The organism is Ligilactobacillus saerimneri (genome assembly GCF_036689625.1).
Classification (GTDB): domain Bacteria; phylum Bacillota; class Bacilli; order Lactobacillales; family Lactobacillaceae; genus Ligilactobacillus; species Ligilactobacillus saerimneri.
Genome location: NZ_CP144759.1, coordinates 1 through 25437 on the forward strand (window position 1 = coordinate 1; position 25437 = coordinate 25437).

The following is a 25437-nucleotide window of genomic DNA, read 5'->3' on the forward strand; positions in this document are numbered from 1 at the left end:
GTGCATAATGATGAACTAACTGCCCTCTGGCAGATCATTTCTGATTATTATCAGGACAAGATGAAAAAACATGCTTATACTACCTGGATCAAAAACGCTAAACCGGTGGCTCTGACTAATAACACCCTTATCGTTGATGTTCCAACTAGATTGCATGTCGATTATTGGCAGTCTAATCTTTACGACGAAATTGCCGAACTTCTTGCCGATATTATGAATATCAAGGTTTCTGTTATTGCCAAATTGCCTGGGACCAAAATTCCCATTCAAGCAGAAGCAAACTCCCTGACTAGGGGAGATACCCGCCGTAAAGCAGATCATGGGTATACAACTGAAGCGCAACTCAATAGCAAATATACCTTTGACAACTTCATTGTGGGAAAAGGAAACCAGTTAGCTCATGCAGCAGCCCTTGCTGTTTCCGAAGAACCCGGGACCTTTTATAATCCATTATTCTTCTATGGTGGTGTTGGTTTAGGTAAAACACACTTGATGCAGGCCATTGGACACCAGGTTTTACAAAATACTCCCAACGCCAAGGTCAAGTACGTTACTAGCGAGACGTTTGCTAATGATTTTATCAATTCTATCCAGAATCACCGCCAAGAAGAATTTCGCCAAGAATACCGGAGTGTTGACCTCTTATTAGTTGACGATATCCAGTTCTTTGCCGATAAGGATGGGACACAAGAGGAATTTTTTCATACTTTTAATGCCTTATATGACAACAAAAAGCAAATCGTCCTGACCTCTGATCGTCTTCCTAATGAGATTCCTAAGTTGCAAGCACGTCTTGTCTCGCGCTTTAAATGGGGGCTATCAGTCGATATTACCCCACCTGATTTTGAAACGCGGATCGCGATCCTGAAAAACAAGGCTGAAGCTGAACAACTCCGGATCCCAGATGATTCCTACAGTTACATCGCTGGCCAAATTGATTCCAATATTCGGGAACTAGAAGGCGCATTGATGCGGGTCAAGGCTTATGCTTCCATGATGCACCGTCCTGTTTCTACCAGTTTGGCCGCTGATGCCCTAAAGGACCTCAACTTAAACGGTAATACTAGTGAATTGACTATTCCATTAATTCAAAATAAAGTTGCCAAGTACTACCACATCACTATTGCTGATCTTAAAGGTAAAAAACGGGTCAAACAAATTGTAGTCCCCCGACAAATTGCAATGTATTTAAGTCGTGAATTGACTGATGCTTCTTTACCAAAGATTGGTGATGAGTTCGGGGGCAAAGATCACACAACCGTGATCCATGCGCATGAAAAAATAGCCAACCAGCTCGATACTGACGCTGAACTCCAGCGGGAAATTGCAGACCTCAAGGCGGAACTGCAAGACTAATGTTAGAGTATGGATTGGGCTCCTGTGGATATTTGTGGATAAAAATAGAGAATTGCCCACAAACAATTCACAAGGCATTTCTTGTGGATAATTGCCTTTGTTGAGGTTTTCCACAGGATTAACACCCCCTACTACTATTACTAACTAAAGTAATATATAAATATATATAGAAAGGCTAGGTTTACAGAGAATGAAGTTTACAGTTAACCGCTTAGCTTTCATCAGCTACTTGAATGATGTGCAACGCGCAATTTCATCCAAAGTCGCCATTGAAGTGCTAAAGGGAATCAAGTTAACCTTGTCTGCTGATGCCCTCAAATTAACGGGGAGTGATGTTGACATCACAATTGAAACAATTATTTCAATTGGCGATGACAACGCAGCATTACAAGTCGAAGAAGAAGGGAGCGTTATTCTTCCAGCTAACTTCTTTATCAACATCGTTAAGAAGTTACCTGAAGCAACGTTAACCTTAGAAGTCAATGAACGTTTCCAAGCTACGATTACATCTGGGGTATCTGAATTTAAGATCAACGGGTTAAATCCAGAAGATTTCCCACAATTACCAGAAATTGATACCGATGATCAATTTATTTTGCCAGCAGACACGCTCAAACAAGTTATTAGTCAAACAGTGGTCGCTGTATCTAATCAAGAAATGCGACCAATTTTAACCGGGGTCCACTTAGTTATTCGGGACCAACAATTATTAGCGGTGGCTACGGATTCCCACCGTCTAAGCCAACGGAAAATTAGTTTAGCTAATATTGGTGCGCATCTTGCCTATGATGTCATCATTCCCGGGCGGTCATTAGGCGAATTGGGGAAGATGCTGGATGATGATGAGGAAGAAGTGGTAATTCAAATTTCGCAAAACCAAGTCCTCTTTACCTTTGGGCACACTTCTTATTACAGCCGGTTGTTAGAAGGGATGTATCCAGATACAGAACAACTAATTCCGCAAACTTCGAATACCGATATCCTATTTGATGCGGTAGAAATGTTACGTTCGATTGAACGGGCATCCTTGTTATCACATGCAGGACATAATAATGTTGTTAAACTTTCATTAAAGGTTGCTGAACAAAAAGCAACCCTTTCTGGAAATTCCCCAGAAATTGGGATGGTGGAAGAAGATTTAGCTTTCAATTCCTTAACTGGAAATGATTTGGAAATTTCTTTCAATCCAGATTACATGAAGGATGCGCTCCGTTCCTTTGGGAAAGCGGAAATCAAGATGTCATTTACCCAGCCGTTACGGCCATTTACTCTGGTACCAAGTGAAGATGGAAATGATTTTGTCCAGTTAATTACTCCAGTGAGAACATTCTAAAAAAGATGAAAAACAAAAGCCGTTGGATAAGTTCCAGTGGCTTTTTTCTAATAGAATGATAAGTTATGAAAAGACTTGTGATATACTACTTATATTTTAATGGGCAGATAGGTAATAATAGTTATTATTGCAAACATGTTAACGTTTACCAAGCATATTGAAAATGGTTTTCATTGGATATATAATCAATATGCTTAAATATAAGTGATCAACGGAGGCAGCCTAAATTTTTGCAAATTTAGGTTGTTTGCGTATGTACGTAATTTTTTAATTTAGTTAAGGAGAAACAGTAGCAATTATGTTGGGATATCTGACGATTGTGGGAATTATTCCGTTAGTTGTAGCAACCTTTGTTTTCGGTAACTATACGTTGTATGAACGCACTTTGCCTCACTACCAGTGGTGGCAACGGTATGTCATCATTGCAATTATCTTTTTTGTCCAAGAATATACAATTATCACACTTTCATATAATGCAACTGGTGCGGTGTACTTTCACTATGTGATTCCACTCCTGGCCTATAATCTGCATATGACTTATTATGGTGATTTCATGGCTATTTTAACGCCGGTTGTCATTAATACTTATCTGGTTTTACAAGGACAAACAGAATTTATTCCTAGTTTATGGATCGGACTGGTAGTATATTTTGTTATTTCCAAGATAGGTATGATTATTTTTCAAAAGAGCATTCTGCACCGAATGGTTAGCGGAATTCTACTGATAAATATCATGTTGCCTTTTGCATATGGTGTTCTAAGCCAGTGGGGAGATTCAATATATTTTATGAGCTATATTTTCAGTCCGAGTGAATTTATTAGCCTGTGTTGCGGGACTATGGTGCTCTTACTGGCCTACTATAACTTCTTTTTACGAGAAGAATTGGAAAATATCAATGAATATAACTTGGTATACCGGCAGAGTCGGTATGATGAATTGACAGGATTGGGTAACTATCGCTCGATGCTGGATTACGCAGAAAAAGAATTTTCTGCATCCACGACGGGAGTGATTTGTGTAATTGATATGGATCATTTTAAACGGGTCAATGATCAGTGGGGCCACGAAAGTGGAAACCAGGCTTTAAAAATTTTTGCTGATTACTTGTTGACTTCCTGGCACCAGGTTTTTGAAGTCGAGGCGCGAATATTTCGCTATGGTGGAGAAGAATTTTGTATTCTAATCAAAGATATTGATGACAGTGAGTTTGATAAGGTAATTCAAAAGATTCGCTATTATCAATATCAATTTATGCAACTGCCAATTTATATCCAGCGGGATCACATGTTGTCGCTGACGTTTTCGGTTGGGGTAGCACGGTGGCATAAAGGCGACGATCTTAAATCTGCCTTTGAACGGGCAGACGAGGCCTTATATGTCGCTAAGAATAGTGGTCGGAGCCAAGTCCGGGTCTACTCTGACATTGTAGGAAAAATAAAGAATGACAATCTAGAAAGGAAAGCGGAATGAAAAAGATTTATAGCAGAATTTTCGCTGCCATTGTAATGTTGGGAATGATATGGTTAACTACCACTCCGGTTCAGGCAGCGCGCTGGGGTGAAGAGCGCTATAAAAATGAGGGCGCTTGGCAAGCATATATCGGTGATTTCACTCCACATGAGGACGATGTTATCCATATTGGAAAAGACCACTTTAAAGATTGGCAGTCATATCCAGCTGATACATGGAAAAAGCGGTGGGACAATTATAATGTTCGTGAGGCACGTTTTACGGTTGATGACCGCAATATCTATGGGTATGTTGCCATGAATCCTAAAAACATAACTAATGCCTGGAGTGACCTAATCATGAGTGGTTATGAGATTAAGGTTAATGGCAAGTTAGTTGCAGAAATTAGAATAGCTGATCCGGATATTAGAAAAGCGGCGTTAAACAATAGTATGTTTGAACAATCATACCTAAAGCCAGGACAAGGGACTTACGTCAATATTGAAGTGGTCGATTCAAGTTGGAAACATGGTTACTATCGGAATTATGTGACGCATGCTGGTTACATGTACAAGGATGAGCACAACAACATGATGATGGAGTTTGCGGTCCCATTTGCAGCAATTGGATACGATGGGGTTGATCCTACACCATCAACGCTATGGAACTTTAACCAACCTGGAGCTTTGAATGATGGTAAGGGAATTACCTATGAAGGGACTAGTACCGGGTGGATTGTACCGGTACTCAGTGCGGTCATCTTCGTTGGAATTGGTTTGGGAATAGTGAAATGGCGGAGGACACGGCAACCAGAATTCAGCTAGCTACTATTACTGAGTTAGAAAGGACACTAAAGTGCAAAAACTTTATCAAAAAATACTTATTACTGTATTGGTGATGAGTGCGACATGGTTGTTTACCCTCCCGGTACATGCCCAAGTATGGGGGTATCCGTATAAAAATGTTCAGGATACATACGTGGATGATTTTACTCCCAATGATGACGACGCCATCACCATTGGTGGTGGGTTCCGCGAGTGGGCCGATTATCCGGCCGCTGATTGGTCATTAGATAGTGACTTATACCATGAGGCGCGGTTTACAGTGGATGATCGGAATATCTATGGGTTTATCACGTTAGACTCACGTCATATTAGTGGGGGCTGGAAGAATCCGATGGGGGAAGGCTATCGGATCAAAGTCAATGGTAAAGATGTTGCAGAGGTTGTCTTAACAGACTTGAATCTCAATAAGGCAGTGCATAGTGATCAGCCCTTCAATCCTAACCGTTTAAAACGCGGGGAAGGAACCTACGTTAACGTAAAAGTGATCGATACTTCTCATGGATATTACTATCGTAATTTTGTAGCTTATGGGGGCTATGTTTACAAAGGGCGGTATGAAACTTATATGGAATTTGCAGTGCCGTTTGCTGCCTTGGGACGAGAGGGAGTGGATAGTAGTCCATCAACAACATGGAATTTTAACCGAACAGATAGTGATGGCCCGGGGATTACCTATGAAGGCACCAGTACCGGCTGGTTAGTTCCCGTAGTTAGTGCAGTTATTTTAGTAATGATCGGGTTTATCGTACTGAATAAACGCAAGAGGAGTAGGATAAGTGAGAAATAAGGAATGGTGGCCCTGGATGGGGCGAGCAATTACAGGGATTTTCTCCGTGATGTTAGCGGTAAGTCTGTATTTTGCTTTGACTTCAGAAAACCTATTGTTGCAAGCAGAAAGTACAACATGGCTAACTTTAGTAGGATTAGCCGTACTGGCAAGTTTGGGAGCAATGTTATTGACGGATAATAGGGTCCGGCGCCAACTGATCTGGCTGATCAAAAACAGTGGCTGGTGGGGAATCGGCGTCAGTGCCGCAATTGTTATCCTAGTTCAGGTTAGCCTCGTGTCGGCTACACATCCTGCAATTGGTTTTGATGCAGGCATGGTCCATCGGGCCTTGCTTCACCCAACTGATGTTGATGTTCGGGGATATTTTAGCCAAAACTATAACAACATTCCCCTGGTATTGCTACAACATATGTTAGGACAATGGTTACATAGTAATAGCTGGCTAACAATGGACTGGTTAACTCTCATTGCAGTTGATAGTGCAGCGTTGATCAATTTACTTACTGCGCGTCTTTTAGGAAAACAGTATATCCGCACCTTATGGTTTATCCAAGCACTAGGATTATTAATCTTCCCAATGATTATCGTCCCGTATACTGACACGTGGGTTTTACCAGCAGTGGCAAGCGGCTTGTTGGGAACAGCGATGCTTCTTAGCAAGAATAGGCCTTGGTGGTTGCGGATCCTTGGGGCAGTGGTGACAGGTGTTGCTACCGTTGCTGCGGGAATCTTAAAACCATCAGCAATTATTCCGATGGTGGCAATTGTTGCCTTGGCAGCTGCTAGCGGTCTGCGTTATTTTAAGTGGCGGAAGCTGATGATTGGTGCTGGTTTAGCGCTTATTTTGACCACTAGTAGTAGCTTGACCTATGTCGGCTTGCAAGGAGCCGTCAAGCATCAACACTTTTTGGCGGTTAATCCAGCACTCAAGATCCCGGCAATTCATTTCATCAATATGGGGATGTCCGGGCGTGATGGTAGTTACAACCCAGATGATGCGCTCAAGATGGCAGAACTACCCGCTAAAAAAGATAAGATAGCCTATTCACAAAAAATGATTAAAAAGAGACTCAAAGAGCGGGGAATCGGCGGGTACGCAACTTTTCTGGTGCGTAAGCAAGGCTACAACATGGAAGCAGGCTCCTTTGGTTGGTTAGGCGAAGGAACATTCATGCACGTAGGGCAACCGGACCGGGGCTGGCGGTGGATTTATCAGACCCTCTTATATCCGACAGGCGCTAACACTAAGCTCTTTTTCTTTGTAAGCCAACTAGTGTGGATCGGGATGTTGAGTGTTACATTATGTGGGTGGCAGCGTCGTGACTTCTGGGCCAACGCTTTACGGTTGGCTCTAATTGGCGCCTGGCTATTCCTCTTGATTTTTGAAGGGGGACGGAGTCGCTATATGATTCAGTTCCTGCCAGCAATGCTATTGTTAACCACAATTACGTGGGAGCAGGCAGTGCAAGTGATCACACGGGCTTTGATTAATATTGGTTTTAAACAAGCGAAAGGAGCGGTTATCCAGCAATGATTACAGGAACAATAATCTTGGGAACAATTATCTGGCTATACGCGCTCTCAGTTCTGCATCGGGCCCATTTAGATGCTATTCATTTCTGGGTCGGCAGTGTCGGACTCTTTATTATTCTGGCATTTGTTTGTCGGGCGTACTTTGTCTGGCTCCTATCTGCACTAGTGACAGAAGTGACCGGTTGGTGGGGGCACTTAACAGGGATTTATACGAGTTCGTACCTTCATAACTTGATCAGCATCAAGAATAATCACGGCTTGGTACTACTGTTTGTTGACTATGAATGTTCAGGGATCATTGAGACGTTAGCTTATCTCAGTTTGTTGTGGTTCTATCCGTTTTATCGGGGAATGGCCAAAGTTAAATGGACAGTCCTGGGTGTTGGTTGGATTTTTATTGCCAATGTTTTTCGCTTATCGTTGATCGCAACGATTCTTTATTACACTGGTAACGGCAGTTTCTTCTGGGTCCATACAGTCTTTGGGCGTATTTTGTTCTATGTGATGGTAATTGGATTGTATTACCATGTATTTACACGGTCACAGTTGGGGCAAGCTGGTCACCAACAATTTCAAATGAGGGAGGAAACTAATGGTTAAGCAAACAATGTTACAGATGGGCTTTTGGACTGCATGGTTAGTTATCCCGGCCTTGTTTGAATTAATTCCGGCTGCAGTTGCATGGTGGCGGAATCGGCGGACGTTGCGCCGAGAAAGAAAAACGCCTATGCCAGGACGGATGCCGGAACTGACGGTAATTATGCCAGTATATAATTCAGCGGATACTTTGTTTGCTGCGATTGCGTCGGTTGCCAATTCAACGTATCCGAACGAATTGGTTACAGTTATCTGTGCCAACAATATGAGTACAGATAACAGTTTTGCAGTGTTTCAGGAAGCACAAAGCACATTTCCTAAGTTGCGGCTGCAGTGGCTTTCAACGCAACAAGGAAAAGCCCGCGCTTTAAACTCGGCTATCTATAATAGTTTAGGTGACTATGTAATCACAATGGATAGCGACGGAACATTGGAACCTAGAGCATTGATGAATATGGTACTAAACTTTATTGCCCATCCAGATGTGCAAGCACAAACGGGGACAATTTTGAGTAACCGAAATTTGATCGCACAACAGCCAAAACACCGGTTACTGCACCTAAATGAATATATGGAATATGCCATTACGTTCCTGGCGGGGCGGACGATTGAATCACAAGATGATGAAATTCTCACAATGTCCGGAGCTTTCTCAGCATTTCGCCGGTCAGCGCTTATGCAGTCACGATTGTATAACGTTGATACCGTGGGTGAAGATACTGATATGACTTTCCAGATTAGATATTATCTGCAAGGAAAGATTCGTCTCTGTCCGGATGCAGTATTTTACGTTGAACCGGTCTCTGGCTGGGACCAACTATATGTGCAAAGGCAGCGGTGGCAGCGCGGGGAGATCGAAGTTATTCGCGCCTTTTTGGCACAGCATATTAGTCTAAAGGAGCTCTGGTCAAATTTCATTGTGCGCCGGCTGATTGTTGATCATACAGTAAACTTTTTGAAAATTGTGTGGCTCTTTGCCATCTTTATCTTGGTACCATTCGGTTATTCAGCAGCAATGATTGCATTGTCGTTTGTGGCGATGTATTTGTTATATCTGTTTATTGGAATATTGAACTGGAGTAATGTGCTAGTGTATTTGAAGTTTGATCGGGACGAGCAACGTTATTGTCGGCGTCATGGTTGGATCTTATTGACTTTGCCATTCTACAATGTGATTGTCAGTTTCTTCCGGGGAATTGGGGTAATCAATACGTCCTTCCGCCAAGCAAGTTGGCGCACTACCGATATGACAACCGAACGGCATGAAGTATGGCAAGTGATCAAGGGCGATTGGCACCGCCTTTGGCATAGTAAGGAAGGGAAGAAAAATTGATGAAAAAAACATATGGTTACCGATTGCGGACGTATCTCAATGCTACTCATGCAATGCGGTGGGAAAACAGTGATGGAGCTACTCATCCGCACACATGGGAAATTATCTGTAAGGTACGGCAAAATAACGATGATGAATTTCTACGGTTTAATGAAATCGAAGCAGCAATTCAAGAAGTCGTTACTCCACTTCAGGGACGGTTACTGAATAATGTAGCTCCCTTTACAGAAATCAACCCATCACTGGAGAATCTAGGTGATTATTTCTTTGATGAGATTGATGCCCACCTGCAAAAATTAGATTGTTATTTGGAGCAGTTAGAGATTGGGGAGTCGCCAACACGGTTCTTCCGCGTAACGCGAGGTGAACAATGAGCTTAGCAGAGGTAAAAGACTTGATCTTATATTGCCAACCAATCTACCGTGTGACCGGAGTTGACCAGGCGCAGGTAGTGGATTACGAGTTGCTACTGCGGCAAACTAATGGGCAGGCGGTAGCAGTTGAACAGCTAAACTACTGGATGAGTGTTGCTGAGCGCCGCAAGCAGATGCGCGCATGGGTAATCAGTGAATTAGAAACTTTTTTTGATGCTCATCCGGAAGTCATTCTAAATCTTAATATTGATCCATGGCAGTTCATTTACCCGGATAGCTGGGACTATTTGAACGAGTTACAACGTTTGAACAAGCAGTTGCATCTGGAGATCACAGAACGCAATTCTGCAGGGACAAAGTTACCGCATTTTACAGATTTGTTAGATAACTTAAAACAATGGGAATTTGTGGTGAGTTTGGATGATGTAGGTTCAGGGTATAACAGTTTACAGACTGTTTTGAATAACTCTCAGTACCTTGATCGGATCAAGTTTTCCCTCTTGATTTTTGGTCAAAAAGATCATTCTAGTGAAGTATTATTTGCTCAAGCATGGCAAGACTTAGCTTGCCGGCGGGGCCTAGAAATGGTAGTTGAAGGGGTTGAATGCCCGTGTTTGGTAGAGGAATTAATCCAATACCACTGCCAGTTGCAACAAGGTTTTTATTGGCAAAAGCCCCTGCCACTACAAGCAATTACAACCAAGATACATAAGTAGTTAGACCGATTTTTGCCCCTTGTTCACCCCATGGGGCGCAAGGCTTTGACCTAAATATTACATTTTTGCGAAAATAACAAAAAAGGCTTGCAATTGAGAGCAGATTAGTTTATTTTTTAAGCAATCAAAAATAAAAAAATCAAATAAACCTCTGATTTTTCTTGGCGGGAGGACTGCTCTATGAACATCAATGCAAGTGCATTTTGCAACTTTAAGATTGAAGCGGCATTCTCTAAGAGTGTCAGCGAACTAAATTCGACTATCATGGGCGTCAGCTTTGATAGTCACGCCAGTTTTTTGGAAGCACGCGATATGATCCGGGATAATATTTTCCGTGGTGTATACCCATCGTATGAAGATGTGGTCGCATTAGAGAAGAAATTAGATCACCATGACAACCTAGCAGTCGTTGTGGATCATCGTGTCGCATTAAGTGTCTAAAGAAAACGAGTAAAACCGTGAAAAGAGTCGTGTTGAAAAACACGGCTCTTTTTGTATGCACTAACGGAGAATTAAATTCTAAAAATAATATCAAAAACGAAATAAACGCTCTATGAGCGTTTTAAATCTATATCTAGTATGACTACATTAAAAGTAGTTAAAAAGCGTCCAAGGCTTTCTAATCTCTCTAAAAATTGTTTTTTATGCTAAAAAAAGGTATAATTTAGAAGTGAAAATCTGCTGAAAAAGGGAGGAATTACGGTGAAAGAAATTCAATTACAAACTGAATATATTACGCTGGGACAGTTGTTAAAGATCGCTGGTGTGATTCAAACCGGTGGCCAAGCTAAGTGGTTTTTACAAGAACATGCAACAGCAATCACCGTGAATGGGGTGACAGAAAACCGACGGGGTAAAAAGTTATATCCCGCCGATGTCGTTGTGATCGCAGATGTTGGTGAATTTAAGTTAGTTGCTGCTTAACGGAGATCATAGGTTATGTATTTGAAAAATATCGACCTACGGCATTTCCGCAACTATGAGAAATTGACGCTGGCATTTTCACCCCGGATCAATGTCCTCTTAGGGCGTAATGCTCAGGGCAAGACCAATCTGTTAGAGGCGATTTATTTTTTGGCAATGACCAAGAGTCACCGCACTAGCAACGACCATGAGTTGCTTCAGTTTAAGGCCCACCATGGACAAGTCAAAGGTGAGGTCCAGCGGGAACAAGGTCCAGTGAAGCTCCAACTGGACTTAAGCGCTCAAGGGAAAAAAGCGTTGATCAACCATATTGAACAAGCACGTTTGTCGCAGTATGTAGGCCAGATGAACGTGATTTTATTTGCTCCAGAAGACCTTGATTTGGTAAAGGGAGCGCCTAGTGTGCGCCGCCGCTTTATCGATATGGAGTTTGGGCAGATTGATCCTCAGTACCTGTATGCACTTACCAAATACCATGCGGTTCTCAAGCAACGAAACCAGTATTTGAAGCTGTTAGCCCATAAGGAAGCGCATGATCGGCTGTATCTGGACGTATTATCTGAGCAGTTGGCGGAGTGGGGAAGTCAAGTAATAGTGATGCGCCAGCGTTTTATAACCGAGTTGGAACACTATGCACAATTGGTGCATGAGCAAATAAGTCAGCACAATGAAAAGCTAACATTTGATTACAAGTGTTCTGTGAAAGATTTTTCAGATATGAGTGTAACTGAATTGAAAGAAAAAATGGTAGCTGAATACCATGACTTACAGACGAATGAACTCAAGCGGGGGGTAACTCTGCTAGGCCCCCACCGTGACGATTTGCGGTTTTTAGTCAATGGCCAAAGCGTTCATACATATGGATCACAGGGACAGCAACGGACGACGGCACTAGCAGTCAAGCTGGCTGAGATTGATGTGATGAAAGATCAGACGGGAGAATACCCCCTACTACTTTTGGATGACGTTCTCTCAGAATTAGATGGGCAAAGACAAACCCATTTATTGAAGGCGATCCAAGACCGCGTGCAGACATTTTTAACAACACCTGATATGTCGAGTATTGCCAAGAAGTTGATCAAGCAACCACGTGTTTTACGGATTGAAGATGGGCAAGTAACAGTCGAAGAGGAAGGGCAGAAAGTTGAGTTGACGGCCGCTCAACAAGCGCGAGTAGCACGGAAAATGCAACGTGATGCGGAATTAAATGCCTTTTTGGGATTGGACGCTCAGGGCAAGACTCAGCCAACGTTACCAACACAAGTTTTTTATCCAACAAAAAATAAACATTAATTGCAAAGATAAGCGATAGCGCAAGACGCTGGTTTTAATTTAAGGAGGAATTAGAGTGACCGAAGAGGAGAAAAAAGAAGCCCTTATTCAAAAAGAAAAAGCGGCTGAAGCATATGATGCGAGTCAAATTCAAGTCCTCAAAGGGTTAGAGGCGGTTAGAAAACGGCCGGGGATGTATATTGGTTCTACCAGCTCGCAGGGGTTGCACCACCTCGTTTGGGAAATTATTGATAACGGGATCGATGAAGCCTTAGCGGGATTTGCAACGGAAATCAATGTAACTGTTGAAAAAGATAACAGTATTACCGTAATCGATGACGGGCGGGGAATTCCAGTCGATATCCAAAAAACTACAGGCAAGCCAGCCGTTGAAACAGTCTTCACTGTTCTCCATGCCGGCGGGAAATTCGGCGGTGGCGGTTATAAAGTTTCCGGAGGACTCCACGGGGTGGGGGCTTCGGTAGTTAATGCCTTATCAACTGAACTGGATGTTGAAGTTAAACGAGAAGGCGATACTAATATTTATGCGATGTCCTTTGACCTAGGAAAGGTTAAGGAGCCAATGCATGTTATTGGTCAGTGCGGTGTTCATGAGCATGGGACTCGGGTTCACTTCAAGCCAGATCCGGATGTATTCAAGGAAACTACTACGTATGATATCAAGATTTTAACGACACGGATTCGAGAATTAGCCTTCTTGAATAAGGGGTTACGCTTGACGATTGACGATCAACGTTTAGCAGAACCGACGCATGAAGAATTTCACTATGCTGGTGGGATTAAGCATTATGTAGAGTACCTCAACGAAGGAAAAGAAGCATTATTTGCTGAACCGATTTATGTTGAAGGGGAACAAGACGGAATCACGGTTGAAGTCGCCCTCCAATACACTGATGACTATCATTCTCAACTTTTGTCCTTTACTAATAACATTCATACGTATGAAGGTGGGACACATGAAGCGGGCTTCAAGACGGCATTAACCCGGGTAATTAACGACTATGCTCGTAAAGCTAAATTGCTCAAAGAAAACGAAGACAACCTTTCCGGTGAAGATGTTCGTGAAGGGTTGACAGCTGTTGTATCGATCAAACACCCTGATCCGCAGTTTGAAGGGCAGACAAAGACTAAGTTGGGGAATTCAGATGCGCGTAAAGTGACTGATCACATGTTTGCTGAAACATTCTCTAAATTCTTGCTGGAAAACCCTGATGTTGCTAAGCGAATCGTCGAAAAGGGGACTATTGCAGCCAAGGCGCGTGTAGCTGCTAAGCGGGCACGCGAAGTGACACGGAAGAAGAATGGGTTAGAGATCTCCAACTTACCAGGAAAGTTGGCTGACAATACCAGCAAAGATCCGGAAATCTCAGAATTGTTTATCGTCGAGGGGGATTCAGCCGGGGGTTCCGCTAAGCAAGGGCGGTCGCGGTTGACACAAGCAATCTTGCCAATTAGAGGGAAGATTTTGAACGTCGAAAAAGCTAGCATGGACCGTATTTTAGCTAACGAAGAAATTCGTTCCCTCTTTACTGCCTTAGGGACAGGCTTTGGGAAAGACTTTGACGTTGAAAAAGCTAATTATCACAAGTTGATTATCATGACGGATGCCGATGTTGACGGGGCCCACATTCGGACGTTGCTGTTGACATTATTCTATCGGTACATGCGGCCAATGATTGAAAAAGGTTACGTGTATATTGCCCAACCACCACTGTATCAAGTGCGGCAGGGAAAGATGATCCAATATATCGATTCAGATGAAGAATTGGAAGACGTACTTGGACAACTACCACCTAGTCCGAAGCCAGTTATTCAGCGGTACAAAGGTTTAGGGGAAATGGATGCGGAACAGTTATGGGAAACAACTATGGATCCTGACAACCGCCGGTTACTGCGGGTTGATCTCTCTAATGCGGAAGAGGCTAATAGCGTCTTTGAGATGTTAATGGGGGACGATGTTCGACCACGGCGGCAATTTATTGAAGACAACGCAACCTTTGTTGAAAACCTGGATATTTAATATTTCCTGGGAAATAAGTTACAAAAATATGCGATTTAGGAGGACAAAAACGTGGTAGAAGTACCTAAACGAATAAAAGATGTTGACCTTTCACACGTTATGCGGACCTCATTTCTAGACTATGCCATGAGTGTTATCGTGGCTCGGGCTTTGCCCGATGTTCGGGATGGGTTAAAACCTGTGCACCGGCGAATCCTATATGGAATGCATGAATTGGGGGTAACACCGGATAAACCTTACAAGAAATCAGCCCGGATTGTCGGGGATGTTATGGGGAAGTTCCACCCCCACGGGGACTCAGCGATTTATGAATCTATGGTGCGTATGGCACAAGACTTCTCATACCGTTATCTGTTAGTTGATGGGCACGGGAACTTTGGCTCGGTTGACGGTGATGGCGCTGCAGCCATGCGGTATACTGAGTCGCGGATGTCTAAAATTGCGCTGGAAATGTTACGTGATATTAATAAAGACACGATAGATTTTCAGCCCAACTATGATGGAACTGAGCGGGAACCAGTCGTTTTGCCATCGCGTTTCCCTAACTTGCTAGTTAATGGGGCAACGGGGATTGCGGTCGGGATGACGACTAATATTCCTCCGCATAACTTGGCTGAAGTAATTTCAGGGTTACACGTTTTGATGAATAATCCGGATGCTACTACGGCTGACTTGATGGAAGCAATTCCAGGTCCAGACTTCCCAACTGGTGGGATCGTTATGGGTAAATCAGGGATTAGAAAAGCTTATGAAACTGGACGTGGGACAGTAACGTTGCGGGCTAAAGTTGATATTGAAGAAGAAAAGAATGGTAAGCAGACAATTGTTGTCCACGAATTACCATATATGGTTAATAAGGCCAAACTGATTGAACGGATTGCTGAATTAGCACGGGAAAAGAAGATCGAAGGCATTACCGATATTCGGGATGAATCTGACCGTGAAGGAATGCGGATCATCATTAAAGTGCGGCGCGATTATAGCGCATCAGTAGTCTTGAATAATTTGTACAAGTTAACCTTGATGCAAACGGGCTTCACTTTCAACATGCTTGCAATCGTTAATGGAACGCCGAAAATTCTAAGCTTGAAGGAAATCCTACAACATTATCTCAAGCATCAAGAAGAAGTTATTCGGCGACGGACTGAATTTGACCTCAAGAAGGCCAAAGCACGGGCCCACATTTTAGAGGGGTTGCGGGTTGCGTTAGATCACATTGATGCAATTATCAATATCATCCGTAATTCTGAAAGTGGTGAAATTGCCAAGGACCGACTGATGAATGAATATAGTTTATCAGCCAAGCAAGCCCAAGCCATTTTAGATATGCGCCTAGTGCGGTTGACAGGTTTGGAACGGGACAAGGTAGAAAATGAGTACGACAAGACTATGAAGGCAATTGCTGACTATGAAGATATCTTGGCGCACGAATCGCGGATTCACAACATTATCTATCAAGAACTGTTGCAAATTCAGGAGAAGTTCGGAGACGAGCGGCGAACAGAATTGATGGTTGGCGAAGTTACTTCTTTAGAGGACGAAGACCTAATTGAGGAAGAAAACGTGGTAATCACTGTGACCCATAATGGGTATGTCAAGCGGATGCCAACCAGCGAATTTAAGGCGCAAAATCGTGGCGGACGTGGAATTCAAGGAATGAATGTCCATGATGATGACTTTATTGAACACCTGATCACTGCTTCAACCCATGATGTATTGTTATTCTTTACTAATGTTGGTAAAGTTTACCGGATGAAAGGATACGAAATTCCTGAATATGGGCGCGCAGCAAAGGGAATTCCAATTATCAACTTGCTGGATATTGATTCTGAAGAAAAGATCCAAGCGGTAATTAAAGTAACAGCAGAGCAACATCAACAGGATCAAGATGCAGCGCACTATCTTTTCTTTACCACACTTCACGGGCGTGTCAAGCGGACGGCAGTGGAAGAGTTTGCTAATGTACGCCGTAACGGCTTGAAAGCAATCAATCTGCGTGATGGTGACGAGTTGATCAAAGTGGTAATTACTGATGGTAAGCAGAACATTATCATCGGGACCCACAATGGTTATGCCGTCAGCTTTGCGGAAGCCGATGTCCGGTCGATGGGACGGACTGCTAGTGGTGTGCTGGGGGTTCGTTTACGGGATGATGATTATGTCATTGGTTCTGCTATTCTCGATCCTAAGAGCAATGTGCTGGTTGTATCTGAAAAAGGTTATGGCAAGCAGACACCGGCATCTGAATATGGCATTAAAAATCGTGGTGTTATGGGGGTCAAGACCTTAAACATTACCGACAAGAATGGTGCGTTAGCTGGATTAACTACGGTAAAGGGCGACGAAGATATTCTGGTTATCACTACTGGCGGGGTAATGATCCGCTTTAAAGTGGCAGATGTTTCCCAAACGGGACGGGCAACTCTTGGTGTTCGGTTGATGAAACTTGATGATGATGCACAAGTTTCAACAATGACCAAAGTTGAACCAGAAGAAGATGAAGAATTAGCAGAAGTTAGCCAACCAGAAGCAACACCTGCAACACCGCATCAAACGGTAACGGGTGACAAAGAACGTGACTTGGAACGGTTATTAGATCGGGCAGAAAAGCCAACTGATGCAGAATAATTACAAGCAAAAAAGAGCTAGAAATTGAATTTTCTAGCTCTTTTTTGTCGTCTTCACTAAATAAGGTACTCAATTATTTATATGATATGTTTAATTGCATATTTCCCAGGAAATATTTTACCGACTAGAAGAACGACGGAGAAGAGTTACCGGCAAAGTGTAGTTTTTTGGCACAATCGCTTGTTTAGGTTCCTTGATTCGTCGCTGCAACAGGTCAACTAAAACTTTAGCAATATCGCCGATAGGCTGCACAACGGTCGACAATTCTGGGTGGTATTGCCGGATAAATTGGGTGCCATCGTAACCGATCACTTTAACATCTTCAGGAATACGACGACCTAATTCACGGGCAATATTGATGACCAATAAGGCGGTTAAGTCATCGGTGCAGACAACGCCGTCAACCTTGTGGGTTTGTAAAAGATCGCGAATGAGCATTGCCTTGTAAGTAGTGGTTTCAGCAAAAGTTACTGAATGGATATGACTAGTTAGGTTATATTTTTTGATAACTTCTTGGTAACCAGCAAGGCGGTTATCGGTAGGGTGAACGCGGGAATTGGGGTTACCGACAAAATAAATTGAGCGGCAGCCAGCTTGATAAAGTTCCTCGGTAGCGAGGACTCCACCCTGGTAATTATCAGAACTAACGATTGGTACTTGGTCTGATAGTTGGCGGTCAAAAGCAACGATTGGCAGGCCAGCTTGATTATATTCTTCGATCCCGATGTTATGGGCGCCAGCAATTACACCGTCAACTTGATTGGCTAAAAGCATGCGCAGATATTCACGTTCTTTTTCCTTGTCATCCCCAGCATTACAGAGGATAGTTTTGTAGCCAGCGGCGAATAATTCCTCTTCGATTTTTTCGATTAGCTCTCCAAAGAAAGGATGGGATGCTCCTGGAAAGATCAAGCCCACTAACTTGGTATGCTTACCGTGAAGAGAACGTGCCAAGGAGTTGGGGTGATAGTTAAGTTCACGCATTGCTTGGTGAACTTTGTTACGTGTTTTGTCACTAATATAGCCATAATCGTTGATTACCCGTGATACAGTTGTTGGTGAAACACCGGCGAGTTTGGCTACATCGCTAAGTTTTACTGCCATAGAAGATAAATCACTCCTTTATTTTTTTAAAGGCCAATAGGTGCCTGTGAAGTCAATAGCTTGTTCGGCCACGAAAGCTACTGTTTGGTGCGAAGGATCAGCAAAGAAACGGGCGGTCATGACATTATGCCCATCGTTAACAAAGACTTCACAGAGCGAACCATCGATGAAGATGTCGAGTTGGCAATCACGGTGAGCTGGTAGGGTAATAGTGCGTGTTGTCCCGTAATCAGTTGCAACAGCTAACCCTGCTTGACCACGATCAAGGGTCAAAGAAGCATCAGCACCAGTATTGAAATCAAGCCGCAATCCTTGGGAAAGATCTGCTGAAGCTGCTAGATGTAAACTACCGTGTTGGTTCTTGCGAAGGGTCAGTCTGAGCTCATATTGGTTGCCGGATTGGTCTAACAGCTGTTGGCGGTCATTGACGCGCCGTTCAGGCCGAAGTAATGTTCCCTGTTGGCGCAGAGATCCCATGGCAACTACGGGATGTTGGTAAAGATGCCCGTCGCGAAGTTCTAGTTCTTTGACTTGGCTAAGGCAGTTAGCCCAACCTTCTGAATCAGTAGGGTAGGTAGTATCAGGCAGGCCTACCCAAGAAATAAGGTATGCTTTACCATCAGGCGCATTAAATGCTTGGCTAGCATAAACATCAAACCCGTCGTCAAGATTGAGGGGTTGTGGTTGTGCGGGTGTCATCTTGGGACCGTTGAGCCGGATGTCTTCCCCGATAAGGTACATGTTAGGGTAGATATTGTCATAAGAAGCAATATTTTTGTCCAATCCTTGCGGACAGAAGATTAGAACCGGTTGGTCATTAACAAAAACGAGATTAGGGCATTCAATCATATAGCCCATTTCTTGCTCAGTGAATTCAAGGTAACCAAGATCTTGCCATTGTTTAAGATCGCGCGACTTGTAAACGACAATATGCCCAGTTTTGGTTTCTTGATCTTGGGCCCCTAAGAGAGCGTAGTAAGTATCGTTATAGCGAATAACTTGAGGATCACGGAAATGTTCAGAAACATAATCAGGTGGCATGATTAGAGGATGGTCTAATTTAGTCACGTTTCCTTTTGAATCCATCAGAGCTCCGAGTTGATACGGAGTTCTGATCCAGTCTGCATCCCGGTGGTTGCCGGTATACATCAAAAAGAGGTCGCCACTAGGCAAGGGCAGAGCAGAACCAGAGTAAGCACCATGACTGTCATAAACAGTGTCAGGGATCAATGCAAGGCCTTTGTTCTCCCAGTGAACAAGATCAGGTGAAGTCATATGAAACCATGATTTGAGTCCGTGGACCGGGCCAAAGGGGAAGTTTTGGTAGAAAACATGGAATTCACCATTATAGTAGGAAAAACCATTGGGGTCATTTAATAGTCCAGATTGAGGACGGATGTGGTAATGCATTTGATAAGGGGAATTAGCTGCTTGTGCTTGAAGCTGTAATAGGGTAGCAGCATCCCAGTTATCATAATTCTGATAACGTTTTTCTGTTGTCCATTTCATAAGAGAAAACTCCTTTACTAAGGCGTGTAACCGTATTCTATATTTAAGTAAAATTTTACCCGGATTGTCAAATTATGTCAAACGTGTGTCAATTATTGGAATACAATTTCATAGTCGATTTTTTACGATGTAAAAATTTTATTAACAAAAATGTGATAAACGATTGACATAGAAAAAGAATGCGTTATCATAAGATACAGATAAAAGAAAACCGCTTACATAATTTTAGAGGAGTGAGATCGATGGATCATAGAAAAGTTGCTCAAGAGGTTATTCAGGCCGTTGGGCGCGACAACCTCGTAGCTGCGGCACACTGTGCTACACGGTTACGGTTAGTGCTCAAAGATGATGGAAAAGTTAACCAAGCTGCTCTGGATGCTAATCCAGATGTAAAGGGGACTTTTAAAACTAATGGCCAGTATCAGGTAATTATCGGACCTGGTGATGTAAATAATGTTTATGCAGAGATGATCAAGGAAACAGGCCTGTCTGAACTTTCGACAGAAGACCTAAAGAAAGTTGTGGAGAAAGACCAAAAGTTCAACCCAGTAATGGCATTTATCAAACTATTGTCTGATATTTTTGTGCCAATCATTCCAGCGTTAGTAGCTGGTGGTTTGCTGATGGCTTTAAACAACTTCTTGACGTCACCAGGGCTCTTTGGACCTAAGTCAGTAGTAGAAATGGCGCCTGGGATTGCTGGAGCATCTGAGATGATCCAAGTGATGTCGGCAGCTCCATTCATCTTTATGCCGATCTTAGTAGGGATGTCAGCTGCTAAGCGGTTTGGGGCCAACCAGTTCTTGGGAGCTGCTATTGGGATGATCATGACCACCCCGGGTTTACTTCCAGGACATCACTGGGTATTGTTTGGATTGAAGGTTTCCCAAAATAATTACTACTATCAAGTAATTCCTGTTTTGGCAGCTGTTTGGATCCTGTCAGTGTTAGAAAAGTGGTTCCATAAGCGGTTGCCAGCTGCCGTGGACTTTACGTTCACACCGTTGCTTTCAGTAATTATTACTGGTTTCTTAACCTTCATCGTTGTTGGACCAGTGATGCGTGAAGTTTCTGATTTAATCACTAATGTTATTGTATGGTTGTATAACACTACTGGTTTTATTGGTATGGGGCTCTTCGGGGCAGTTTACTCACCAATCGTATTAACGGGGTTACACCAAAGTTTCCCAGCTATCGAAACCCAGCTGATTTCTGCATTTAGAAATGGAACTGGCTTTGGGGACTTTATCTTTGTTGTAGCATCTATGGCGAACGTTGCTCAAGGGGCAGCCACCTTTGCAGTGTGGACATTAACTAAGGATAAGAAGATGAAGGGCTTGTCTTCATCCGCTGGTGTTTCGGCTCTCTTGGGGATTACAGAACCAGCATTGTTTGGGGTTAACTTGAAGCTCAAATTCCCATTCTTCTGTGCCTTGGCTGGTTCTTGTGTGGCAGCTGCTTTTGCAGGATTAACACGAGTGATCGCTGTTTCCCTGGGTTCAGCAGGGTTCTTAGGCTTCTTGTCCATCAACGCAAAGTCAATCCCAATGTACGTGGTTGCCGAATTGATTAGTTTTGCAGTTGCTTTTGCTTTGACATACATGTACGGTAAGCGTCATAGTGAATTGGTTGATCCACAACCAGTGATGGCAGCGGCTGATCAAGTTGCACAAGATGCAGCGGCAGCGCAAGTAGTGGCTGATATGGCTTTAAATGATGAAGTGGTGACAGCACCTGTTGCTGGTCAGGCGGAAAGTTTGACGGCAGTTAATGATCCGGTTTTTTCAACTAAAGCAATGGGTAACGGAGCGGCAATCATTCCAAGCTCTGACCAAATTGTTGCTCCAGTTGATGGTGAAATTACTGTTGCGTATGAAACAAAGCATGCATACGGACTCAAGTCAGATGACGGGGCGGAAGTTTTGATTCATATCGGAATTGACACTGTTAACCTGAAGGGCGACCACTTCACTAGTGCGGTTCAACAAGGTCAACATGTCAAGCAGGGTGATGTACTAGGGACAGCAGACATTGATGCTATCAAGCAAGCCGGCTATGATCCGACAGTCATGGTCGTAATTACCAACACCAATAACTACGCCAATGTTGAACGGATTGACGCCACTGCAGTTCAAGCAGGTGATAACTTAATTGCTCTGACTAAGCGGAATTAAGTAGTTGCACATATTTAAAGTTTTGAAAAAATAATCGTGTTTCACGTGAAACATAATAAACAAAAAATGGTAAACTAAAAAATGTAAATAATAACCATCCATCGGAGGGTTTGCACATTGTGCGGGCTGGATAAGATGTCGCAATTATTGCGGTAATTCTTATCCAGCTTTTTTACTAAAGGAGGGATTTTGATGAAATTTGTTGTTGCACCGGAAATATTTGCAAAATTACCGGAAATGTATGTTGGGGTAGTTGTAGCCAAGGGTATTAATAATGCAGTCACGTATGATGCTATTACAACGATGTTGAAACAAAGTAATGAGCAGGCACAGACTAAATATCGAGATGTTAATGTACGTGAACAGCCAGAAATAATTCCATACCGGGAGGCCTTTCGGGCATTAGGAATCAATCCCAACCGGTTTCCGTGTTCGGTTGAAGCACTGTTTAAGCGGATTGCTAAGGGACATGCAATTCCGTCGATTAATCCATTAGTGGACCTCAATAATGCACTCTCACTCAAATATGCATTACCGATGGGAACCCATACTCTGGATGGAGTGGCTGAACCAGTGGCAATGCGATTAGCTCAGGCTGGTGATCAATTTGTTCCCTTAGGAACGGACCATGCAGAAGAACCACCAGTTGGGGAAGTGGTTTATGCAGTTGGTTCCCAAGTACGCACAAGAAGGTGGACTTGGCGCCAGAGTGAACACGGAAAAATTACCGCGACTACCCAAGACGTGTTTTTCCCGATTGATGGGTTTGTAGATATCAACAAAGATCGCGTTGACCAAGCCTGAATGGAACTGCAAGAGCAACTAGAAACGATTTTTGGAGTGAAAACACGAACCGGTATAGTTGATCGCAAACATCCAGAATTTGAATGGGAATAAAATGTCGACACAAATAAAAACTGCTGTCCTTTGCGGGCAGCAGTTTTTTAGTCGTATAAACGATATTGGGATGTGTAATTAAGGTTAACTTCTTGGAAAGGAAGCAGGTTGGTTGTGGTTTGTGCACGGTGGATGATTTCACGGGTAAGCCCAGCAACGTCCATTGAGGCCATCTCAGCAAGTGAGAAAAAGCCGGCGTTCATCAATTCATTCGACTGGATATTTATTTGACCAGAGACATAATCCAATAAGAAGTTAACATAGATTGTGTGCAGGGATGACAAAGGACGTTCCCCAATCAAAAAAACTCCTCGGGGGCGGGTGATGATCCCAGTTTCTTCCTGGATTTCGCGGACGATGGCCTTATCTAAAGTTTCAGTTTGTTCAACAAACCCCCCAGGATTAGTCCAATGACCGCGTCCCGGATTATTGGCTCTTTGGGTCAGGAGGTAGCGCCCATCCTTAACTACAACGCCTCCAACGCTGATCACATTATCATTCCAATGAATGTAATGACAGTGCGGACAGACTTGGCGTTGTTTGAAGTCAACAGTCTGGGTAACTAGTTTAGTGCCGCATTGCGGGCAAAAATTAAAAGTCATTTGGGTCACATTCTTTCTCTAAATATGCACTGATTAGTGTATCACGAAAGAAAAATACAGGCAGGTGAAATGCAATAAACTGGGCATTGTAGGGAAGTTTCATAATAGTTTAAAATGTAGTTGTAGTAGATAGTAGAATGGAGATATTGTGAGGTTATTTTATGAAAAAATTACTTACTGTCAGTGTTGCCACTTTGAGTTTAGTTACTTTAATGGCAGGATGCGGGCGTAACAAGCAGTCGCAACCGCGGGTGGTTAAAGAAACAACCAAAAAAGCGGATGTTGCTTTATGGTCTAAGAAAAAGGATCAGAAGCTGGCCCAATTTATCACCAAGTGGGAAAAGACAATGAACCAAGAATATACCAAATATGATGGGCACCATGCTTTAAAAACAGCTGCAGGGATGACCTATCCAGCAGACCTGAAGACTGCTACTGTCAAAGGGAAAACAGGTCATATGACCTGGTATAAAAAAGGAAAGGGAACTAAAGGCTACAATGTAGTTGCCTTATACAATTATGATCAGTCAGATTCCAGTAGTATTACATACGCATTTACGATCAAAAATGGTGAACCAATCGTCTTGGTAAACCAAGGGCAAGAAAACGATTGGGTCCCAACCAAGAATGATAATTTGCAAGATAATTTTGCCAATATAGTTGAAGGACGTGCAACTAAGCTTAAAAAAGTAGAAAAAGAAGAAGCTGTCAGTGAAGAAGATAGTTCCAGTAGCAAGAGTTCGCAAACTAGTGCAAGTGCGAATAGTTCTAAAGGCGATGATGCCCATGATGATGAGCGTGACGGCTATGTGACGACTCCAGTAGCTATGCGGGGAACCTGGTACGCTAAGAATGAATATGGTTCAGCAAAAATTGTAGTAACTGATCACCAAATTACGCTCACTGACGGCGATGGCAAGACGTATGATTACGTTCTCTACCGTCGCAAAGGGCAGATGCCAGATCCAGGTACTGTCACTAGTGCAGATATCGAACGAACAAAGAGTTGGGCATCTGCAATGGCTGGCCAGGTTCACGGGATGGACACAATCAATATTCGGGGTTGGTACCAAAGTGCGGGAGCCGGGTCATATTATTCGGCCCATACCGAGGAAGTTAATGGACAAAAGGTTCCGGTAGTTGTCAGTGGTAGTGGTGCCGGCGCCTGGGTTGATGCAGTCTTTTATCCAAGTGAAGCCATGGCTAATAATCAGGGAGCAACACAGTATAGTGACCTGCAGTATCGTTGATGAATAATAAAGTATTCTGACTTAGAATATTTTGATTTAGGCTAATAGTGAGAAAAGTAAACTTAAAATAGCGCTCTATCGGCTGTTGCTAGGCGATAGGGCGCTATTTTTGTAGTAATTATTGGTCGATATTTCCTACTAGACCAAGAGCTGCGGCATTTTCTTGTAAGGCGGTCAGACAATGGTTGATGGTAGTGGTTAAATCTGAATCTAACCATGCAATCCCTTCAGTAATCGCATTACGGTCGACTCCTCGCGCAAAAGAAGGTGATTTAAACTTCTTTTTAACTGATTTAGCTTTGAGGTCGAGAACACTTTGAGAAGGGCGGATCCGGATATCGGCAAGAATAATACCACTGAGTTCGTCGATAGCATACAGGGTTTTTTCCAACGGTGTTTTTGGAAAAACACCGGTACAGTGACAGTCATGACTCATAATGGCGTGGATATAGAGTTCATCGACACTATGAGCGCGTAATATTTCAGCCGTTTTAAAACAATGTTGTTTTTCAGGAAACTTCTGCCAGTCTAAGTCATGAAGTAAACCAGTCACACCCCAAACATCAGGATCCTCGTTGTTGAGCCGAGCATAGTAGCGCATGATAGTTTCAACAACTAGACTATGCTCCAATAAAGAAGGATCATCAACATATTTTTGGAGTAAGGACCAAGCTTGATCACGGGACATTTTTTTCATATATGAGTCATT

General features: G+C 43.1%; 22 protein-coding genes. 18 read left to right on the forward strand and 4 right to left on the reverse strand.

All coding sequences use genetic code 11. The features are described 5' to 3' along the window. The 15 genes from dnaA to gyrA all read left to right on the forward strand — a co-directional run bounded on the left by dnaA (position 1) and on the right by gyrA (position 17192). Positions 1-1356 (forward strand): chromosomal replication initiator protein DnaA, encoded by a 1356-nt coding sequence (gene dnaA / locus V3C97_RS00005; RefSeq protein WP_338434202.1) that lies wholly within the window; start codon positions 1-3, stop codon positions 1354-1356. 190 nt (positions 1357-1546) lie between these two features. Further along, complete coding sequence (gene dnaN / locus V3C97_RS00010; protein WP_338434203.1) at positions 1547-2689, forward strand: DNA polymerase III subunit beta; 1143 nt, start codon at positions 1547-1549, stop codon at positions 2687-2689. Between the two features lie 298 nt (positions 2690-2987). Further along, positions 2988-4160 carry a GGDEF domain-containing protein gene (locus tag V3C97_RS00015; RefSeq protein ID WP_338434204.1) on the forward strand — a complete coding sequence of 391 codons (1173 nt, stop codon included), beginning with the start codon at positions 2988-2990 and terminating at the stop codon, positions 4158-4160. After that, a complete protein-coding gene (locus V3C97_RS00020) occupies positions 4157-4963 on the forward strand; it encodes a Firmicu-CTERM sorting domain-containing protein (protein ID WP_283146879.1) in 807 nt (268 codons plus the stop codon). The genes V3C97_RS00015 and V3C97_RS00020 overlap by 4 nt, the downstream gene beginning before the upstream one ends. Positions 4964-4994: 31 nt before the next feature. Beyond that, complete coding sequence (locus tag V3C97_RS00025) at positions 4995-5771, forward strand: Firmicu-CTERM sorting domain-containing protein (protein WP_268889146.1); 777 nt, start codon at positions 4995-4997, stop codon at positions 5769-5771. Beyond that, positions 5761-7308, forward strand: coding sequence for a TIGR03766 family XrtG-associated glycosyltransferase (locus V3C97_RS00030; RefSeq protein WP_338434205.1), 1548 nt, complete (start codon positions 5761-5763; stop codon positions 7306-7308). Before V3C97_RS00025 ends, V3C97_RS00030 begins: the two co-directional genes overlap by 11 nt. Then, positions 7305-7907 carry an exosortase family protein XrtG gene (xrtG, locus tag V3C97_RS00035; RefSeq protein WP_009552647.1) on the forward strand — a complete coding sequence of 201 codons (603 nt, stop codon included), beginning with the start codon at positions 7305-7307 and terminating at the stop codon, positions 7905-7907. The genes V3C97_RS00030 and xrtG overlap by 4 nt, the downstream gene beginning before the upstream one ends. Then, positions 7900-9237: a TIGR03111 family XrtG-associated glycosyltransferase gene (locus tag V3C97_RS00040; RefSeq protein WP_338434206.1), complete on the forward strand. Its 1338-nt coding sequence runs from the start codon at positions 7900-7902 to the stop codon at positions 9235-9237. The genes xrtG and V3C97_RS00040 overlap by 8 nt, the downstream gene beginning before the upstream one ends. Beyond that, on the forward strand, positions 9237-9611 hold the full coding sequence (locus V3C97_RS00045; protein WP_009552651.1) for a 6-carboxytetrahydropterin synthase: 375 nt from the start codon (positions 9237-9239) through the stop codon (positions 9609-9611). The genes V3C97_RS00040 and V3C97_RS00045 overlap by 1 nt, the downstream gene beginning before the upstream one ends. After that, positions 9608-10327, forward strand: a complete 720-nt coding sequence (locus tag V3C97_RS00050) for an EAL domain-containing protein (RefSeq protein ID WP_338434207.1) — start codon at positions 9608-9610, stop codon at positions 10325-10327. Before V3C97_RS00045 ends, V3C97_RS00050 begins: the two co-directional genes overlap by 4 nt. Before the next feature lie 180 nt (positions 10328-10507). Then, a complete protein-coding gene (locus V3C97_RS00055) occupies positions 10508-10768 on the forward strand; it encodes a hypothetical protein (RefSeq protein WP_009552655.1) in 261 nt (86 codons plus the stop codon). A gap of 261 nt (positions 10769-11029) precedes the next feature. Further along, positions 11030-11251, forward strand: coding sequence for a S4 domain-containing protein YaaA (gene yaaA, locus V3C97_RS00060; protein ID WP_009552657.1), 222 nt, complete (start codon positions 11030-11032; stop codon positions 11249-11251). A gap of 15 nt (positions 11252-11266) precedes the next feature. Further along, positions 11267-12544 carry a DNA replication/repair protein RecF gene (gene recF / locus V3C97_RS00065; protein WP_338434208.1) on the forward strand — a complete coding sequence of 426 codons (1278 nt, stop codon included), beginning with the start codon at positions 11267-11269 and terminating at the stop codon, positions 12542-12544. A 55-nt stretch (positions 12545-12599) separates the two neighbouring features. Further along, a complete protein-coding gene (gyrB, locus tag V3C97_RS00070) occupies positions 12600-14564 on the forward strand; it encodes a DNA topoisomerase (ATP-hydrolyzing) subunit B (protein WP_009552661.1) in 1965 nt (654 codons plus the stop codon). A 51-nt stretch (positions 14565-14615) separates the two neighbouring features. Then, the gene (gene gyrA / locus V3C97_RS00075) at positions 14616-17192 is read left to right on the forward strand and encodes a DNA gyrase subunit A (protein ID WP_338434209.1); all 2577 of its coding nucleotides are present in this window, start codon (positions 14616-14618) and stop codon (positions 17190-17192) included. Positions 17193-17309: 117 nt separating this feature from the next. On the opposite strand, the gene V3C97_RS00080 is transcribed toward gyrA, so the two are convergent. Both V3C97_RS00080 and V3C97_RS00085 read right to left on the reverse strand, forming a co-directional pair. Then, complete coding sequence (locus tag V3C97_RS00080; RefSeq protein WP_338434210.1) at positions 17310-18296, reverse strand: LacI family DNA-binding transcriptional regulator; 987 nt, start codon at positions 18294-18296, stop codon at positions 17310-17312. Between the two features lie 18 nt (positions 18297-18314). Next, the gene (locus V3C97_RS00085; RefSeq protein ID WP_338434211.1) at positions 18315-19805 is read right to left on the reverse strand and encodes a sucrose-6-phosphate hydrolase; all 1491 of its coding nucleotides are present in this window, start codon (positions 19803-19805) and stop codon (positions 18315-18317) included. 242 nt (positions 19806-20047) lie between these two features. Between V3C97_RS00085 and V3C97_RS00090 the strand changes: the two genes are divergently transcribed. Continuing rightward, positions 20048-21979, forward strand: a complete 1932-nt coding sequence (locus V3C97_RS00090; RefSeq protein ID WP_338434212.1) for a sucrose-specific PTS transporter subunit IIBC — start codon at positions 20048-20050, stop codon at positions 21977-21979. A 192-nt stretch (positions 21980-22171) separates the two neighbouring features. Continuing rightward, positions 22172-22783 carry a B3/B4 domain-containing protein gene (locus V3C97_RS00095; RefSeq protein ID WP_338434213.1) on the forward strand — a complete coding sequence of 204 codons (612 nt, stop codon included), beginning with the start codon at positions 22172-22174 and terminating at the stop codon, positions 22781-22783. 140 nt (positions 22784-22923) lie between these two features. On the opposite strand, the gene V3C97_RS00100 is transcribed toward V3C97_RS00095, so the two are convergent. Then, complete coding sequence (locus V3C97_RS00100) at positions 22924-23478, reverse strand: NUDIX hydrolase (protein WP_216543364.1); 555 nt, start codon at positions 23476-23478, stop codon at positions 22924-22926. 161 nt (positions 23479-23639) lie between these two features. Here V3C97_RS00100 and V3C97_RS00105 point away from each other — a divergent pair, with 161 nt between their 5' ends. Beyond that, a complete protein-coding gene (locus tag V3C97_RS00105; RefSeq protein WP_338434214.1) occupies positions 23640-24728 on the forward strand; it encodes a DUF4767 domain-containing protein in 1089 nt (362 codons plus the stop codon). 118 nt (positions 24729-24846) lie between these two features. Here the strand turns inward: V3C97_RS00105 and V3C97_RS00110 are convergent, their stop codons facing one another. After that, positions 24847-25425, reverse strand: coding sequence for an HD domain-containing protein (locus V3C97_RS00110; RefSeq protein ID WP_268889158.1), 579 nt, complete (start codon positions 25423-25425; stop codon positions 24847-24849). Between the last annotated feature and the right edge of the window lie 12 nt (positions 25426-25437).